At 72.2% G+C, this 15,710-nt stretch carries 18 protein-coding genes; 12 read left to right on the top strand and 6 right to left on the bottom strand.

All coding sequences use genetic code 11. The features are described 5' to 3' along the window. Positions 1 to 28: 28 nt before the first annotated feature. Genes ABT232_RS32475 through ABT232_RS32435 form a run of 9 tightly spaced genes read left to right on the top strand, consistent with a single transcriptional unit; the run spans position 29 to position 5,187 of the window. Positions 29 to 616, top strand: coding sequence for a gas vesicle structural protein GvpA (locus tag ABT232_RS32475; protein ID WP_351846719.1), 588 nt, complete (start codon positions 29 to 31; stop codon positions 614 to 616). Further along, complete coding sequence (locus tag ABT232_RS32470) at positions 613 to 1,365, top strand: GvpL/GvpF family gas vesicle protein (RefSeq protein WP_351846718.1); 753 nt, start codon at positions 613 to 615, stop codon at positions 1,363 to 1,365. Before ABT232_RS32475 ends, ABT232_RS32470 begins: the two co-directional genes overlap by 4 nt. A 4-nt stretch (positions 1,366 to 1,369) precedes the next feature. Next, positions 1,370 to 1,651: a gas vesicle protein GvpG gene (locus ABT232_RS32465; RefSeq protein WP_351846715.1), complete on the top strand. Its 282-nt coding sequence runs from the start codon at positions 1,370 to 1,372 to the stop codon at positions 1,649 to 1,651. Then, a complete protein-coding gene (locus ABT232_RS32460; protein ID WP_351846713.1) occupies positions 1,648 to 2,376 on the top strand; it encodes a hypothetical protein in 729 nt (242 codons plus the stop codon). The genes ABT232_RS32465 and ABT232_RS32460 overlap by 4 nt, the downstream gene beginning before the upstream one ends. A gap of 6 nt (positions 2,377 to 2,382) precedes the next feature. Further along, positions 2,383 to 3,378 carry an SRPBCC family protein gene (locus ABT232_RS32455; protein WP_351846711.1) on the top strand — a complete coding sequence of 332 codons (996 nt, stop codon included), beginning with the start codon at positions 2,383 to 2,385 and terminating at the stop codon, positions 3,376 to 3,378. An 18-nt stretch (positions 3,379 to 3,396) separates the two neighbouring features. Further along, positions 3,397 to 3,741, top strand: a complete 345-nt coding sequence (locus ABT232_RS32450; protein ID WP_351846708.1) for a gas vesicle protein — start codon at positions 3,397 to 3,399, stop codon at positions 3,739 to 3,741. Next, positions 3,738 to 4,652 carry a GvpL/GvpF family gas vesicle protein gene (locus tag ABT232_RS32445; RefSeq protein WP_351846706.1) on the top strand — a complete coding sequence of 305 codons (915 nt, stop codon included), beginning with the start codon at positions 3,738 to 3,740 and terminating at the stop codon, positions 4,650 to 4,652. Before ABT232_RS32450 ends, ABT232_RS32445 begins: the two co-directional genes overlap by 4 nt. After that, positions 4,649 to 4,897 (top strand): gas vesicle protein, encoded by a 249-nt coding sequence (locus ABT232_RS32440; protein WP_351846704.1) that lies wholly within the window; start codon positions 4,649 to 4,651, stop codon positions 4,895 to 4,897. Before ABT232_RS32445 ends, ABT232_RS32440 begins: the two co-directional genes overlap by 4 nt. After that, complete coding sequence (locus ABT232_RS32435) at positions 4,894 to 5,187, top strand: gas vesicle protein K (protein WP_351846702.1); 294 nt, start codon at positions 4,894 to 4,896, stop codon at positions 5,185 to 5,187. The genes ABT232_RS32440 and ABT232_RS32435 overlap by 4 nt, the downstream gene beginning before the upstream one ends. A 56-nt stretch (positions 5,188 to 5,243) precedes the next feature. On the opposite strand, the gene ABT232_RS32430 is transcribed toward ABT232_RS32435, so the two are convergent. The 3 genes from ABT232_RS32430 to ABT232_RS32420 all read right to left on the bottom strand — a co-directional run bounded on the left by ABT232_RS32430 (position 5,244) and on the right by ABT232_RS32420 (position 9,270). Continuing rightward, positions 5,244 to 7,031 (bottom strand): acyltransferase domain-containing protein, encoded by a 1,788-nt coding sequence (locus ABT232_RS32430; protein WP_351846699.1) that lies wholly within the window; start codon positions 7,029 to 7,031, stop codon positions 5,244 to 5,246. A 144-nt stretch (positions 7,032 to 7,175) separates the two neighbouring features. Then, a complete protein-coding gene (locus tag ABT232_RS32425; RefSeq protein ID WP_351846697.1) occupies positions 7,176 to 8,441 on the bottom strand; it encodes a DUF4241 domain-containing protein in 1,266 nt (421 codons plus the stop codon). A gap of 211 nt (positions 8,442 to 8,652) precedes the next feature. Further along, positions 8,653 to 9,270, bottom strand: a complete 618-nt coding sequence (locus ABT232_RS32420) for a lytic polysaccharide monooxygenase auxiliary activity family 9 protein (protein ID WP_502975518.1) — start codon at positions 9,268 to 9,270, stop codon at positions 8,653 to 8,655. 396 nt (positions 9,271 to 9,666) lie between these two features. Here ABT232_RS32420 and ABT232_RS32415 point away from each other — a divergent pair, with 396 nt between their 5' ends. The 3 genes from ABT232_RS32415 (at position 9,667) to ABT232_RS32405 (ending at position 11,476) form a co-directional block, all read left to right on the top strand. After that, positions 9,667 to 10,407: a hypothetical protein gene (locus tag ABT232_RS32415; protein ID WP_351846692.1), complete on the top strand. Its 741-nt coding sequence runs from the start codon at positions 9,667 to 9,669 to the stop codon at positions 10,405 to 10,407. Between the two features lie 99 nt (positions 10,408 to 10,506). Next, positions 10,507 to 11,031 (top strand): hypothetical protein, encoded by a 525-nt coding sequence (locus ABT232_RS32410; protein ID WP_351846689.1) that lies wholly within the window; start codon positions 10,507 to 10,509, stop codon positions 11,029 to 11,031. 49 nt (positions 11,032 to 11,080) lie between these two features. Next, a complete protein-coding gene (locus tag ABT232_RS32405) occupies positions 11,081 to 11,476 on the top strand; it encodes a TOBE domain-containing protein (protein ID WP_351846687.1) in 396 nt (131 codons plus the stop codon). A 103-nt stretch (positions 11,477 to 11,579) separates the two neighbouring features. Here ABT232_RS32405 and ABT232_RS32400 read toward each other — a convergent pair whose 3' ends face one another. The 3 genes from ABT232_RS32400 to ABT232_RS32390 all read right to left on the bottom strand — a co-directional run bounded on the left by ABT232_RS32400 (position 11,580) and on the right by ABT232_RS32390 (position 15,710). Next, positions 11,580 to 12,773, bottom strand: a complete 1,194-nt coding sequence (locus tag ABT232_RS32400) for a phospholipase D-like domain-containing protein (protein WP_351846685.1) — start codon at positions 12,771 to 12,773, stop codon at positions 11,580 to 11,582. A 98-nt stretch (positions 12,774 to 12,871) separates the two neighbouring features. After that, a complete protein-coding gene (locus tag ABT232_RS32395; protein ID WP_351846682.1) occupies positions 12,872 to 15,259 on the bottom strand; it encodes a hypothetical protein in 2,388 nt (795 codons plus the stop codon). 91 nt (positions 15,260 to 15,350) lie between these two features. Beyond that, positions 15,351 to 15,710 carry a hypothetical protein gene (locus ABT232_RS32390; protein WP_351846679.1) on the bottom strand — a complete coding sequence of 120 codons (360 nt, stop codon included), beginning with the start codon at positions 15,708 to 15,710 and terminating at the stop codon, positions 15,351 to 15,353.

Below are 15,710 nucleotides of genomic sequence, written 5' to 3'. Positions count from 1 at the left end.
CCGCGTGGCCCGCCCGGAAGGACAGCACATGATCACCTACGAAGAAGAGGTCGTCTGCGCGCCTCGCGCCGGAACCCTCTACGACGTTCTGGAACTCATACTCGACCGCGGCATGGTGATCGACGTCTTCGTCCGCGTGTCCCTCGTCGGCATCGAGATCCTCAAGGTCGACGCACGGATCGTGGTCGCCAGCGTCGACACCTATCTGCGGTTCGCCGAGGCCTGCAACCGCCTCGACCTGGAGCACGACTCGCGCAGCAAGACCGTGCCGGAGCTGTTCGGCGGACCGATGGCCAAGACGCTGGGCAAGGCGGGTGCCAAGCGTGCCGGACGGTCGCTGTCCGACAAGGTGCGCGGCCTGCTCACACCCGAGGGCGAGGCCCGCGCCGAGGCCGAGGGCGAGTACGCGGCGTACGGCGAGGACGACTACGCGTACGAGGCCGAGCCGAGGGAGCGCAAGCCCGTCGGCCGTCGCGCCGGCGCCCCCGGGCGGCGACGGCCCGAACCGGGGCCCGACCGCCCGCGCCGCCGCCCGCCCGGCGAGCGTCCCGCACGCGGTGAGCACGACCGTCCGGCCCGCCCGCGCCGACGTCGCCGCACGGAGGAGGACGAATGACGGTCACCACCACCGCCGCCACGCTCGACACCCTCTACGTCTACGGCATCACCCCGGCCGACGTCCGGTGCCCCCGCAGGCCGGGTGTGGCCGGAGCCACCGTACGGCTGCTGACCGAGTCCGGTCTGTCCGCGGCTGTCTCCGACCCCCCGGACCGGCTCCGCCCACGCCGCCGCGATCTGGCGGCCCATCAGGCGGTACTGGCGGAACTCGCCGCCCAAGGGCCCGTACTGCCCATGCGGTTCGCGGTCGTCAGCCCCGACCCCGACGCGCTGCGCACCCAACTGCGCGACGGACAGTACGACCTGATGCGGCAGTTGGACGGTGTGCGGGGCTGCGTGGAGATGAACGTCAAGGGCACGGTCGTCCCCGGCTACTTCGCCGAGCTGGTGCGCCGCGACGAACACCTGCGCGCCCTGGCCACCCGCACCCGGCGCCGTCCCGACTACCAGGCGAACGTACGGCTCGGCGAGGCGCTCGCCCGTGGTGTGCGCGCCGAGGCACGCCGCGCCGCCCAGCGCGTCCTCGCCCGGCTGACCCCGCTGGCCGTACGCACGGCGGCGGGCCAGGTCGACGACGACCACGTCCTGAGCATGTCGTTCCTGCTCCGCGCCGCGGACGAGCGGCGGTTCCGCGAGGCCGTCGGGGACCAGGCCCGCAGCTACGGCGACCGGCTGGCGCTCAGCCTCACCGGGCCCCTGCCGTGCTACAGCTTCGTCGACCCGCAGCCCTCCCCCGCCGGACGGTGAACCGATGGGACTGGTGAGCGGCCTCCTCCTGCTGCCCCTGGCACCGGTGCGGGGCACCCTCTGGGTCGCGGACCACCTCCTGACCGAGGCACGACGCCAGGCCCACGACCCGCGAGCCGTGCGCGCCCGCCTCGCCGCGCTCAACGACGCCCTGGACAACGGCGTCATCGACGAGGCGGCCTTCGAACGGGAGGAGGAGCGACTGCTCACCCTCCTGGAAGAGCCACCGCGCGCTCCGGGCCGTGCGCAGACCGACCCCGACCGCCCCCACGGAAGGCAATCATGAACGACGACATGAAAATGGCCGTGGCGGCGGCCCTCGCCGGCGGCTACCTCCTCGGCCGCACGAAGAAGGCGAAGCTGGCCCTGGCCGTTGGTTCCTATGTGGCGGGCCGGCGCTTCGGCCTCTCCCCCGCCCAGCTGGTCTCCGAGGGCCTGACGAGGCTCCAGCAGGTGCCGCAGTTCCAGGAGTTGTCGGACCAGGTGCGCGGCGAGCTGCTGCAGGCGGGCCGCACCGCACTCACCACCGCCGCCAACCGCCGCCTCGCGGACCTCGCCGACTCCCTCCGCGACCGCACCGAGACCCTCACCGGCGCGGCCGGAACGGTCGGCGAACGGGCCGCGCGCGCCACGGGTGCCGGGCGTACCGGACGTACCCGGCGCGAGGACGAGGATTACGACGCGGACGACGAGTACGACGAGGACGAAGACGAGGCTGAAGACAGGTACGAGGACGAGGACGAGGCCGAAGACACCTACCGGGACGACGACACATACGAGGACGAGGACTACAAGGACGAGGATTACGAGGACGAGGATTACGAGGACGAGGAGGACGACGAGAGCTACGAGGACGACGAGGAGGACGAGGAGGACGCCCCGAAGCCCCCCGCCAAGAAGGCCGCTGCGAAGGCTCCGGCTCCGGCTCCGGCGAAGAAGGCCGCCGCCAAGAAGGCGGCCAAGAAGGCTCCGTCCCACGGCCGCCGCGGCCGTTCGCGCCGAGGAAGGTGAGCCGCGATGACCACGACGCGGGACAAAGGCGACCGAGCGAGCCAGGACGACGCTCCCTCTCCGGTGCACGAACTGAAGGACGCGCTGGGCGGCTACGCCACCGCCATGGGCGGCAAGCTGGCGGGCAAGGGCGTGCACCAGGTCGGCAAACTCACCGACCGGCTGAAGAACGCGGGCGGGAAAGGCGGCGGAGGCGGACGCGGTGGCGGAGGCGGCGTCAAGGCCACGCTCATCATGGAGTCCGTCGACGTCGGTGTGCCGTTGCGTACCGCGTACGACTGGTGGACCCGGTTCGAGGACTTCAGCGAGTTCACGAAGGGCGTCCGCAGCGTCTCCAAGTCCGACGAGGTCGGCTCCGACTGGACCCTCAAGGTCGGCCCGTCGAGCCGCAGTTGGAAGGCGACCGTCAAGGAGCAGGTGCCCGACGAACGAATCTCCTGGACGTCCAAGGGGGCCAAGGGCACCACGCGGGGTGTCGTCACCTTCCACGAACTGGCACCCCATCTCACACGGATCGTCGTGGTCGTCGAGTACTACCCGTCGGGCCTGTTCGAGAAGACCGGCAACCTCTGGCGGGCCCAGGGGCGCCGCCTGCGCCTCGATCTGAAGCACTTCGCACGCCACGTCACCTTGCACGCCGACGACGAGGTGGAGGGCTGGCGGGGCGAGATCCGCGACGGCGAGGTCGTCCGCTCGCACGAGGACGCGCTCAAGGACGAGAACGACGACACGGACGAAGCCGAGGACGAGTACGAGGACGCGGACACGGACACGGACGCGGACGCGGACGCGGACGACATCGAGAGCGACGACGCATACGACGGCCACGGCGAGACGGGCGAAGAAGACGAGTATGACGACGACGAAGACGACGAAGACGACGAACTCGAAGAGGACGAAGACGAAGAGGACGGGGCCGAAGACACGTACGACGAGGAGGAGGACGAAGACGAAGACGAAGACGAGGACAAGGACGACCGCGTCAGCCGTCGGCGTCGCTGACCGCACGGGGAGCGCGCTGTGACCGATGTCAGCACATGGCCGGCGGGCCCGGAGACGCAGCCGTACGCGCCCGTCACCGGAAACCTCGCCGACCTGCTGGAACGCGTCCTCGACAAGGGCATCGTCATCGCGGGCGACATCAAGATCGATCTGCTGGACATCGAACTGCTCACCATCCGGCTGCGCCTGTTCATCGCGTCGGTCGACACCGCGAAGAAGGCAGGCATCGACTGGTGGGAGACGGATCCCGCGCTGTCCTCCCGGGCCGCGAAGGACGCGCTCGCGCTGGAGAACGCCCGGCTGCGGGAACGCCTCGCGGCACTGGAAGACACCCTGGACGATGAACCGGAGGAGGTCCGGTGACCGCCGACGCCACCCTCGTATGCGCCTTCGCCGTGACCCGTAGCGTCCCACCCCGTACCGCTCCGCTCGGAGCGGATCCCGGCGCCGCGGCCGGCCATGACGGGGGTGGCCCCCTGCGCCTCCTCCCGGCCGGGGACCTGTGGCTGCTGGTCCAGGACGTGCCCGCGGCCGCCTTCGACGAGACGGCGCTGGCGGAACGGCTCAACCGGCCGGACGACCTGGAGCGCATCGCCCGCGCGCACCACCGGGCCGTGGAGGTGGCCGCCCGGTGGGGTTCCGTCGTACCGCTGCCGCTGGCGACGCTGTATCTGACCGAGGACACCGCCGTACGGGCCGTCGTGCGGCGGGAGGCGGAGCTGGCGGTGCTGCTCGGCCGGCTGCGGGGCCGTACGGAGTGGGCGGTGAAGGTTCATGCGGCCGGGACCGGCGCCACCGCCGGGTCACACAGCGGTGGTGATTCCGGTGGCGTCGGCGGGCGGGCGTATCTGAGCCGGGTCAGCGCGCGGCGCCGTAGCCGGGACGAGGAGCGCGAGCGGGCCTTGGCCGAAGCGCGGGACCTCGACCGGGAACTGAGGCGGCACGCCGTCGCGGCGACACGGCACCGTCCGCAGAGCGAGCAACTGACCGGAACCGACGCCCCGCAACTGCTGAACGGGGCCTATCTGGTCGACGACGCGGAACGGGCGTCCTTCCTGGCCGCTGTGGAGCGGCTTGCCGCACTGGGGCGGCGGTGCGGGACCGTCGAGGTCGTCGCGTCCGGACCGTGGATCCCCTACTCGTTCGCGCGCCTCGACGAGGCGTGGCAGTACGGCGATCGGCATCGGGAGCAGGTACAGGACGAAGACCAGGACCAGGAACAGGAACAGGAACGGGAGCGGACGCAGGCGCAGAAGCAGGAGGTCGGCGCATGACCGTGCCCGACACGCGGGAGCCGGGGCGGCCGTTCGTCCCGTGGGACGAGCCGGAGCCGTACGCGCCGATCGGGGTGCCGCTGGTCGATCTGCTGGACCGAGTGCTGGCGACCGGGGTCGTGGTCAGCGGGGATCTGGTCCTGGCCATCGCCGACGTACCGCTGGTGCGGATCTCGCTGCACGCCCTGCTGTCGTCCGTCAACGAGCGCGTGCCCGCTCCCTGGTCGGACAGCGGGCCGCTGTGAGCGCGCGCCGGACCCGCTCCGTCGACCTGGATCCGGAGCGGGTGACCAACGACCTGGCAGCCCTGGTACTGACCGTCGTGGAGCTGCTGCGGCAGCTCATGGAACGGCAGGCGGTACGCCGGTTCGACGCCGGCACGCTGAGCGCCGAACAGGAGGAACGACTCGGGACGGCGCTCATGCTGCTCGACCGGCGCATGGACGAGCTGTGCGAGCTGCACGGACTGACCCGAAGCGACCTGAACCTCGACCTGGGCCCGCTGGGATCGCTGCTGGCGGACCCCGAGCCCTGACCGGCGCGGCGGCAGCAGAGCCTGGTGCCGCCGCTGTCCGCCGCGACCCGCCGCGATCACCCCGTCGGCCGCCTCGGAGGCACGACCGGAAGCCGGGTGCCCAGTGCGACGGCGGTACGGGCGAGTGGTGTGGTCATGATCCCGGCGACACTGGTGCGGCCGGCGATGTAGGCGTCCAGGCGCCGCCACGCCGGAGGCAGGCTGGTCAGGGCCGTGTGGACGAGCCCGGGGCTGCGGGCGAAGAGGGTCATGAGCGAGCCGCTGGCGCGCATTTCGACGCCGAGGACGTCGTTGATCTGCCCCGCGTAGTGCTCGGCGGCGGCGTTCGCCTCCGCTTCGCCCGCCGCGCCGACGATACGGGCGGCGGCGTGACCCGCGAGGTCTCCTGAGCGCAGGGCGTAGGAGATGCCTTCGCGTGACCAGTGGTCGACGAGGGCCGCGGCGTCACCGGCGACCAGGACGCGCCCGCGCGTCAGCGGGGAGTCGGGGTGTCGGCAGCGGGTCAGGTGGCCGGTGTCGTGGAGGGGGCGCGGGCCGAGGAGTCCGTGGCGCCGGAGGAAGTCCTCCTTGTAGGCGCGGAGGGCGTCGGGGTTGCCTCGGGCGGCAACAACGCGCTCCGGGCCGACGCCGTACAGGTCGCCGGCGGCGGCCACGGCCGTCTCGCACAGGGCCGCGCCGGGCACGACGGCGACGTCGTCGACGCGGTGCGCGCCCAGCCAGGGCAGCGTCGACGGGGAGACGCGGGTCTGCCACAGGTGCCGGCCCTCGCCGTCGGGGTCCACCGTGTGCGGGCCGGTGAGCGGGTGCGAGACCCGGGAGGAGAGCGCCCCGGTCGCCTCCCGCAGCGGTGACGGGTCGACGACGTAGCGCGTACGCTCCCACGTCGTCGGCGGTACGTCGGCCAGGGCGCCGTCGCGGTGGCGTTCGGCCGGGCCCAGGGGATGGCCCGCGCAGTGCAGCGCCGCCACACGGGTGTGGAACGCCAGCACGTCGTCGGTGTCGCGCAGCAGGGAGGGCACGACCGCGGTGTCGGTGTGGCCGTGCGCGGTGAGGGTGGCCTGCACCGGGTGCACGAGCACCGGGTGGGGGCCGATCTCGATGAACAGCCGGTGCCCGTCCTCGGCCGCGGCGTGCACGGCGTCGGCGAAGCACACCACGCGGCGGAGGTTGTCCGATGAGTAGGCGGCGTCGAAGGCGGCCCGCTCACGCGGGTCGTCGGTGACGGTGCTGTAGAAGGGCGTCCTCGGCGGCCTGCCGGTGACATCGGCGAGCGCGTCGGCGAGGTCGGGCAGGATGGGGTCCATGTGGGCGGTGTGCGAGGCGACGTCCACCTCGATCACGCGGATGCCGATGCCGCGGGCGTCCCACTCCTCGGCGAGGCGGCGGACGCGGTCGGCGTCGCCGCCGACGACCGTGTTCTCCGGCGAGGCGACGACGGCGACGGTCACCCCCGCACGTCCTGCTCCGCCAGCAGCCGTTCGACTGGCACGGCCCAGGGCGACCGAGGCCATCAGGCCCTGCCCGCCGGTCCGCAGGATCAGCCGCGACCGGCGGCGGATGACCCGCGCTCCGTCCTTCAGGCCAAGCGCGCCCGCGGCGACCGCGGCGGCGACCTCTCCCATGGAGTGGCCGATCACGGCCGCCGGTTCCACGCCGTGCGACCGCCACATCGCGGCCGGCCCCAACTGGATGGCGAAGATGACCGGTTGCACCCGGTCGAAGCCGGTGACCACCTCGGGACGGTTCAAGGTCTCCCGCAGGGAGAAGCCGGACTCCTCGGCGACGAGTGGTTCCAGCTCGTCGATGACGCGGGTGACATAAAGCCCTCTTTGCTCAAAGGGCATATGTGCTGCGAACGGTGGTGCGTCGAGGGCCGCCCGTGCCCCCGTGCACCGAGTTCAGCCGCTTGGCCGGGCTCTTGAACGATCATCGGCGATCAGCGTCGGCCCTGTTTCCGGCCCTGCTCTCGTGGTGGACCCCGGCGTCGGTCATCGGCGCCGCAGGCTCTCCTTGAAGTCGACGATCTCGTCGATCAGCGCGGCGATGAAGACGGCCGCCTCGCCGGCGTCGCCCGGCTCCGCCCGAGGAGGATCGAGTTCCGCGCTCGGGGTCAGGAAGACGGCGGTGTCCGGTTCCGTGGGTGGCAGCGCCTCGCCGCCGTGGAAGATCAGCATGTCGGCGACGAGACAGGTCACCTGTCCGTCCGCGCCGCGTCCGATCCAGACGGGGTACGAGCCGTCCCCCATCCCGCTGGAGTACGCGATCAGGTTGGCGTCGGTGCCGACGGCGGTCCTCTCGCCCAGCGCGGGCTCCGCCTCGTACGCCTTGGCCAGTGCGTCGCGCCCCGTCGCGTCGAGGAACGCCCCCGTGCCGCTGTCCACTCCGAAGCCGTAGAACTCCCCGTCGCCCAGCAGCCGGATGTCCTCTCCGGGCCGGACCGCCAGTTCCCAGCTCGCGGTGGGCTCGTCGCGGATGCGCAGCATGGCGGCGGTGTCCTCGCCCCATTCCGCGTCGTCCCATTTCATGGTCGCGATCCGCACGGGATACTCGCCCGCCGGCACCCGCACCGTGAACGGTTCGTCGTCCTCGCGAAGGGTGGCCGGGTCGGCGGCCATGACCGAACCGCTGGGAAGTCTGAGCACACCGGCCGTCGTCGGGGCGGTGACGGTGGCCGTGCCGAAGGACCTGTGGGCGAAGCGGCTGCCCGGCGTGAACAGGGCGTCCAGGTGGTGCGGCCGCAGCCCTGCCGGGGCCGACCACACCCGCCGCTCCGGCTGAGGCTGCTCGTCGTGGGCGGCGAGTTCGAGCGTCAGGGTGTCGCCGGCCTCCCAGCCGAGCATCCAGGCGTCGACGTAGGCCGTCCAGTGGCCGAAGGGCGCACGGCGCAGGGTGCGGTGTCGTTCGGGGAGCGGACGGACGGTGTGCAGGCTGCCGGCGTGGTCCAGTTCGACGCGCGCCTTCTCGCTGTCGGGCCTGCTGGTGAGGGCGAAGTGCCAGCCGTCCGCGGGGAACTCCGGCTCGTCGGCGGTGCGGTGGCGCCACTCGTCATAGCCACGCAGGTGCAGCAGTCCCGCCGCCAGTTCCCGGTAGTCGTACCGCCGTACGCGTCGTTCCTGTTCGTCGAAGAGGAACAGGCCGAGGTGGTGGTCCCGCCAGGACACCTGGAGCAGCGCCCGCTGCCGGCCGGCGCCGCCGAGCAGCACGGCGTACGGCTCGCCCGCCGCGTCGTGCTCGCGTGCGCGGTCCTCACTCATCACTCCCACCGGCGTCCGCGTGCGCGGATCCCAACCGGCGCAGTGAACGACCTCGACGGCACGACGAACAGACACGATCCCCACTCCCCACTCCCCGCTCTCCACCTGCTCCCGCACGATATGCGACCCCTCTGACATCGGGGCGCCGCGGCCCGGAGCCGTCCGGGCCGCGGCGGTGAGGAGGCGGAGGCCGTCGGCCCAGGCCCTCAGCTCAGCGGAAGTTGACGTCGCTGCACAGGAAGTACGTCTGGTCCATGTGCGACGCCTGCCAGATCGTGTAGACGACGTGCCGACCGCTCAGGCCCGAGGTGCTCACGTCGATCGAGTAGTTCTGGCTGGGCGCGTACCGGCCGGTGCGGGTGACCAGTTGCAGGTCGCTCCAGCGCAGCGGCTGGGTGGCGGGGTCGACGCCCTGGCGGGTGACGTAGACCAGGAAGTAGTCCGCGCCGTGGCTGGCCTGGTCGTGCAGCCGCACGGTGAAGTTGCTGGAGACGTCCGTGGTCTTCCACGCGCCGACGGTGTCCAGGGCGTTGTAGCGCCCGCCCTCGGTCCGGCCTCCGCTGCACAGCTGGCCGTCGGGGACGACGGCCTGGAAGTTGCCCGCGGAGCCGTTGCGGTACAGGCCGTTCCAGTTCCACATGGCGTTGGGGTTGGCCTGCCAGGCCTGCCAGCACATGGGGTCCTGTTGCGCCATGGCCGGATTCTGGAAGTCGCTGCCCCAGCGCAGCCAGCAGCCGTAGTTGCGGGACGCCGGGTCGACGACCGAACCGTGGGCCGCGGCGGTGCCGCCGGGGATCAGGGTGAGCAGCAGTGCGGCGAGCACGCTCAGGAACAGGGCCGGCCGGAGCCGGGACCTTTTTGCGACATGAACATGACAGCTCGTACGGCTTGTACGGCGTGTGCGGCTTGTGCGAGGTGGCACGGGATCCCTCTTTCCGACGTGGGGGGATGTCGAGGATGTGGAGGATGTGGGGAGTGCTTGCCGTGGGAGCGGCTGGGTGGGGGGATCGCGGAAACGGCGCACTGGGAGCGCTCCCACTCGTCACAGGCTGCGCCTCCGGGTACCGGCCCGCAACGCGGGATCGCGCCACTTTCCGGCCTCCTCTCGCCGTCTCTCCGAATGTTCCGCACGGGACGGGCCCTGATCCGCGCGGCGGCGTGCCACGATCAAGAAGTGGAAGTGAAGGGCACGCACCCCGCAGAGCCCTGCGATCGGGAGGACCTCATGGACGCCGCCGGAGAAGGACGGCAGCAACTGGACGCGGCCAGCGTCCTCAACGCCAAGCAGACGCTCCTGCAGTTCCTCGGCCGGGCGGGGATCGGCCCCGGCGACGCGGCGGAACTGATCGGACTCGTCGAGGCCGGCGCCCTCGCAGGCGCCCACGAGGACGTCGGCGCGGTCGGCCGGAACGCGCCCGTGGAGAAGGGCGAGCTGTACGCGTCCGGCTGGCTCGACGGCGCCCAGGCCGTCGTCGACGAACTCCACGGACTCGCCGGACGGGCCCTGCGGCAGGCCGTCGCCTCTCCGCCGCCCGACGCTCCCGCCCCGGCCCCTCGCCCCGTCGTCACGAGGATGCAGGTGGAACGGGCCAAGGTCGCGGTCCTGCCGCTCTACCGCTCGTTCGCCGCCGACTCCGATCTCGATCCCGATGTCACCGGACAGGTGCTCACCGCTGTCCTCGCCACCATGGACTCGGGCCGACGCGCGGCGTACGCGGGCCGGCTGGCGGCGTTCGTCTCGGAGCACCGGGGCCGTCTGGAGCGGCTGTTCGCGGAGTACGGGCCGGGCAGCGACATCCCGATCCACGGCCGTCACTCGCTGCTCCACTCCCCCACCAGCGTCGCCGTACTGGAACGGCTCACCACCACACCCTCCGCCTTCACCCGGGCGTGGGACGCCGCCGAGCTGCCGCCCGCCTGGCTGGAAGGGCTCACCACGGCCTGGGAGGCACTGGCCCCGGCCTGACCGCTGCCGGCCTGAAATTCGCAGGCGGCGCCTCACCCGTCGGACCTATCGTGTACCGCTGCCGTCCGCCCGGGACGGCGCGACAAGAGAGGCGGCGGAGTGCCGGACACGTACGTGATCATGCTGGACGCCGAGCTGAGCAAGGCGTTCGACGTGTGGGCCGGCTATCTCGACGCGGACACCGGTGAGGACCCCGAGGCGCGTGCCCGGCTGCGCCGCACGCTGGAGGCCGCCCGCGCGGCCGCCGCCGACGGCGAACCCACGACCGCGCGCACTCTGGTGGCGGACATGTACGAGGACGCCCGGGGAGCCGGCCTGCGCTGGGCTCCCTCGCCGCCTCGGCCCTGGGAGGCCGACCGGCAGGCGCGCGACTACGCCAGGAACGAACTGCGGCACGTGCTCTCCGTGGACCTGCGCGCGCGTCTCGACAGCATCGAGCTCTTCCTGAGGGTCATGACCCGCCGCTTGTACGCCGTCCCCGGCCTCGACGCCGCGACCCGCCAGGACATCCTCTACCTCACCGCCCGCGCCGAGATGGCCCTCGACCTCGCCCACCCGGCAGCGGCGCGACGCGAGTACGAACGCCTTCAGGACATCGCGCGGCGCTGGGGCGTGGAGCGCTGAGCGCCACGTCGTGATCGCTCGGCCCCTCCCATGACCTATCTTGGCGCGCATGCAGTCCTACACGATCGGCCAGGCGGCACGGCTGCTCGGCGTGAGCCCCGACACCGCGCGCCGGTGGGCGGACGCGGGCCGGGTGGCGACCCATCGCGACGAGACCGGCAGACGACTCATCGACGGAAAGGACCTGGCCGCCTTCTCGGTGGAGCTGGCCCAGACCGCGAGCGGTGAGGAGGACGTCTCCCACACCTCGGTCCGCAACGCCTTCCCCGGCATCGTCACCGCGATCAAGCTCGGTGACGTGGCGGCACAGGTGGAGATCCAGGCCGGTCCGCACCGGCTGGTGTCGCTGCTCACGCGGGAGGCCGTGGAGGAGCTGGGGCTCGAGGTGGGCGTAGAGGCAACGGCCCGGGTGAAGTCGACGAACGTGCACATCGACCGCGCCTGAACGAGCCCGCGCCACGCGGCGGCGCACACCGTCGCGGTCGAGGAGCGGCACTCGCCGTCGCCGTCGACGAGCGGTGCTCACCGTCCCGGTCGGCGGGCGGTGCTCACAGGAAGTGCCGGACGGGAGTGACGGCGGCCTCTCTGGCGCGCTGGAGCACCGAGCGTCGTCTCCATCGGCCGCGTTCGATGGCCACGCTCTGCCGCAGGTCCGCCTCGTAGTCGCGGTCCAGGGCGGCGGTGAACTCCTCGTCCAGGACGGCGAGCATGACCTCTTCGTCGTGATCCATGGACCGGCGGTTGAAGTTGGTCGATCCGATCAGCGCGGCCACCGAGTCCACGGTGATGACCTTGGCGTGCATCATGGTCGGCTGGTACTGGTGGATGCGTACGCCCGCTTCGAGCAGACGCGTGTAGTGCTGCTGGCCGGCGAGTTGGCAGGCGCGCTGGTCGGTGTGGGGGCCGGGCAGCAGGATCTCCACCTCGACGCCTCGCTGGGCGGTCGCGCACAGCAGGTCGATGAAGTAGCTGTCGGGAGCGAAGTAGGCGGTGGCCAGGCGGAAGCGTTCCTCGGCGGAGGTGAGCATGACGCGGATGAGGGTCTGCATATCCTGCCAGCCGATGCTCGCGGAGCCGCGCACCACTTGCACGATCGACGAGCCGACCTGCGGATGCTCGGTGAAGCGGTCGCGGTCGTCGAAGAGGTCGTCGTGGCACTCGGCCCAGTTCTGGGCGAACGCGGCGGCGATGCCGTCGACGGCCGGCCCGCGCACCCGGACGTGGGTGTCGCGCCACTCCTGGGGATTGCGGGCGTCGCCGCACCACTCCTCCGCGATGCCGACACCGCCGGTGAACGCGGTCTCCTCGTCGACGATGAGGGCCTTGCGGTGGCAGCGGTGGTTCTGCTTGAACGGCGACAGCCAGGCGGGCTTGCGGAACCAGGCCACCTCCACGCCCGCGGCGTTCATCCGGTCCAGCAGGTGCGGCTCGATCTCCTTGGCACCGAACCCGTCGAGCAGCAGGCGTACCCGCACTCCGGAGCGAGCGCGGTCGGCGAGAGCCTCCGCGAAGTCGCGGGCGACCTGACCCCGCCAGTAGACGAAGGTCATCATGTCGATGGTGTGCCGGGCCGACCGTATCGCCCCGAGCATGGCGGGGAAGATCTCGTCCCCGTTCCGCAGCCGCAGCAGGTCGTTGCCCTCGGTCGCGGCGACGCCGAGCAGTCGTTCCAGGCGGCGTCGCAGGCGCTGCTTGCGGGCTGCCGGTTCGGGTGCGGTGTCGAGTGAAGGGTCTGCTGTCATGCCGTCGGGGGTCACGCCGTTTCTCCGTTGCCCATGAGGACCAGTTGTTGCGGGCTGCGGGACGAGCCCGGACATCCGCATGCCCGGCGACCGCGCCTTCACTCCGTGAGGTGGGCGATCGGTCTGCTCGGGAGCCAGTCCGCGAAGACCTCCGGGAGGCGGTCCAGGTCCTCGGCCGTGACGGTGACGAGCCGCAGGCCGTGGTGGCGGGCCAGCTCCCGCTTGCGCGCGACCTTCGCCGCGTACGCCTCCTGAGTCATCAGGCCCAGGGCCTCGACGAGCGTGCCGTCCGCGAGGCGCCAGTCCGCCCGCAGGCCCGTGGTGTTGAGTTCGGGGTGGCGCGGGTAGGCGGGCTCCGGCTCGTGGGCCACGCCCCGATGGTGGAGGAAGTCGTCCACGTGACGCTCGAACAGGGAGCGGCACAGGTGTCCGTCCGTGGCGACGGTGGCCGTGCCCAGCGACGTGCGCGTCCCGTCCGTGAGGAGCTCCGCGTACGCCAGCCACTCCGTCCACGTCCGGGCGGGGCGCGCCGGGCGCATGCTCAGCAGCGCGGAGCCGGGGCGCGGCACGAGGAAACGGCAGAGCATGGCTTCGTCGACCAGACCGGGATCGTCGAACGGCACGCTGACGCGGCCCAGTTGGACCAGTGAGGGCGGACCGGAGAACTCGATCTCCGCGAGCCTGCGCAGGGCGTACACGACGGCCTGCGTCCAGGGGCCGTCCGCGCCGTTGTCGCGCAGCACCCCGTTCCTGGCGAGGCCGCAGCAGCTGTGGCAGTAGAAGAGTGCCGGGCGCGCCGACTGGGCGGAGCGCCCGCACAGCCTGCACGGCCCGCGCTCCGCGAGGTCCACGGGAGCACCGAACAACGCTTCCAGTGCTCGCCGGTAGTACGGGTTGTCCGCCGCGTCGTCGATGAGCGGCGGCAGCGCGCTTCCGGCGGTCGCGGTGCGCGCCGCCCCGGCATCGGGCCTCGCGCCGAGCCAGCGACGGTGGGGCTCCGGGATCAGCCGCTGCGCGGCGGTGGTGACCCGGCTGGAGCTGCCGAGCGGGCTGATCTCGGACGGCGCGACCGCCGCCCGGAGGTTGTGCCGCTCCACCTCCGCGCGCGGCGCGCCCCAGGTGACGAGCAGCGGCCGCACCCCGTGCCGGCGCAGCAGCACGGTCAACGGCTCGGCGAGCGGGGCGGCGTACACGGTGAGGGTGCCCGAGTCCGGGTCGAACCAGCCGACTTCCCGGAGCTCGTCCCGTGCCACGCCGGGCTTCGGGAGACGGATCGACCATGTGCCCCTGCGCATGACGATCACCGCGTCCGGGAAGCCGTCGAGGGCCGCCAGGTGCTCCGGCGCGGTCACGTCCACGCCGTGGGCGCGCAGCGCGTCGAGTGCGTCGGGGCGCGTCCGCTCGTCGACGAGGGTGAGCGGGCCGTCCGGCTGGTGGTACTGCCCGACCTCCACACCGGACTCGTCCAGGACGAGGATTCGGGTGTGCTGGAACACGGAGCGGGTGACGGCGCGCAGGTTCCGGAAGCCGTGGGCCGAGCCGCGGTACGTCTCCCAGGCGCTCAGGAGCGGCAGCGCCTCGGCGTTCCGGCGCTGCCGCGCGCGATCACGGTCGGTCTCCCTGCCCCATGCGCCACCGGCGGCACGGTGGCCCAGGGCCGTCCGCAGCCGGATGGCGAGGCGTTCGGCGAGCGCGCGGCGGAGGCCGCGCTCGACGCCGGTCGGTGTCGGCGCCTTCTCCTTGCCGTTTCCGGGGTTCGCACCGAGGTTCGCTCCGGCGTTCGCTCCCGCGTTCCCTCCTGTGTTCCGGCCGGTGTTGCTTCCCGTGTTCCGGCCGGCGTTCCGGCCGGCGTTCTCTCCGGCCTTCCGGCGGTGGGCCGTCACATGGGCGTCCACGAGCCTCCGCACGGTCTGCCGTTCGGGCAGCAGTACGCGTACGGCACCGACCGTGTACCCGAACGCCTTTTCCTCGGCCCAGGACACCAGTTCGTCCCGGCTGGGCTCCCAGTCCTCGTCGGACTCGTCCTCGCCGTCGCCGTCCTCTTCCTCCCAGAAACGGCCGTTGGATCGGAGGTCGTAGAACTCGATCCATCCGTGGCAGCCGACGGGTGTCCCGGTCTCGTCGGCGAGCCGGCGGATGGCCTCGCTCGTGATGTGCAGCGCGCTGCTGTAGAGGTAGCCCATGTGCCGGTCGAGGACGGATCCGCCGTGGCCGGGTGGGGTGGCGACCGAGACGGCGCGCGAGTCGTAGTCGTTGTCGGGCCTGGGGACGAGGTTCACCCGCACGGGTATGACCGCGTCGTATTTCGCCTGCGGCGGTGCCGGCCTGACGCTGTCCTTCCGCATGTGGCTCAGGACGAAGGCCCGCAGAGTGGGGACGCAGTCGTCGAAGACCGCGAACGCCGGGGCGAAGTCCGTCGCGGGATCGCCCGGGATCATGAGCATGCCCGCGTCGGGGGCGTACTGGATGGGGTTGCGGCTCGACATGCGCGGATTATGCCACTGGCATATGTGGAGCCGTCGTCGCGTCGTGTGGCGGCGGACGGCGCCTCCGTACGACTGCCGCGCGGTGCCCTGGTTACGCCGGTGGCGTCGGTGCGGACGGGGAAGACGGAGGCGGGCCGGGGAAGTCGCTGTCGAGTTGCGCCAGTCCATCGTCCCATCGGCGTCGGCGCTGCTCCTCGGACTCCTCCCACCAGGGAGTGCCGCGTTCGCCCAGCGCGACCTTCGCGCGGTGCACCCGGGCGCGTGCCGACCGTTCGGCCGCCGCGTCGTCCGCGGACTTCGCCGAGCGCACCGCACGCCGGGCCGCCATGAGGTGACGACGGAGCCGGGCGGCGACGTCCTCGGGCACGAGCGGGTCCGTCGCACGCCATTTCCGCCCGTCGACGACGATGAAGTGGCCGTCCGGGGTCTGCTGCGGAGGGTGCGCTTCCAC

The sequence above is a fragment of the Streptomyces sp. NPDC001532 genome, assembly GCF_040298625.1.
In the GTDB taxonomy this organism is placed as follows: domain Bacteria; phylum Actinomycetota; class Actinomycetes; order Streptomycetales; family Streptomycetaceae; genus Streptomyces.
The sequence above is the reverse complement of the archived record's forward strand: the minus strand, read 5'-3'. Positions and strand labels throughout refer to the sequence as shown.

Bases quoted from the DNA above. Each gene is read 5' to 3' on its own strand.
- ABT232_RS32395 (WP_351846682.1), bottom strand. From the start codon at position 15,259: ATGTCGAGCCGCAACCCCATCCAGTACGCCCCCGACGCGGGCATGCTC.
- ABT232_RS32400 (WP_351846685.1), bottom strand. From the start codon at position 12,773: ATGACAGCAGACCCTTCACTCGACACCGCACCCGAACCGGCAGCCCGC.
- ABT232_RS32460 (WP_351846713.1), top strand. From the start codon at position 1,648: ATGAACGACGACATGAAAATGGCCGTGGCGGCGGCCCTCGCCGGCGGC.
- ABT232_RS32425 (WP_351846697.1), bottom strand. From the start codon at position 8,441: ATGAGTGAGGACCGCGCACGCGAGCACGACGCGGCGGGCGAGCCGTAC.
- ABT232_RS32405 (WP_351846687.1), top strand. From the start codon at position 11,081: ATGCAGTCCTACACGATCGGCCAGGCGGCACGGCTGCTCGGCGTGAGC.
- ABT232_RS32440 (WP_351846704.1), top strand. From the start codon at position 4,649: ATGACCGTGCCCGACACGCGGGAGCCGGGGCGGCCGTTCGTCCCGTGG.
- ABT232_RS32475 (WP_351846719.1), top strand. From the start codon at position 29: ATGATCACCTACGAAGAAGAGGTCGTCTGCGCGCCTCGCGCCGGAACC.
- ABT232_RS32415 (WP_351846692.1), top strand. From the start codon at position 9,667: ATGGACGCCGCCGGAGAAGGACGGCAGCAACTGGACGCGGCCAGCGTC.
- ABT232_RS32430 (WP_351846699.1), bottom strand. From the start codon at position 7,031: ATGCCCTTTGAGCAAAGAGGGCTTTATGTCACCCGCGTCATCGACGAG.
- ABT232_RS32455 (WP_351846711.1), top strand. From the start codon at position 2,383: ATGACCACGACGCGGGACAAAGGCGACCGAGCGAGCCAGGACGACGCT.
- ABT232_RS32470 (WP_351846718.1), top strand. From the start codon at position 613: ATGACGGTCACCACCACCGCCGCCACGCTCGACACCCTCTACGTCTAC.
- ABT232_RS32465 (WP_351846715.1), top strand. From the start codon at position 1,370: ATGGGACTGGTGAGCGGCCTCCTCCTGCTGCCCCTGGCACCGGTGCGG.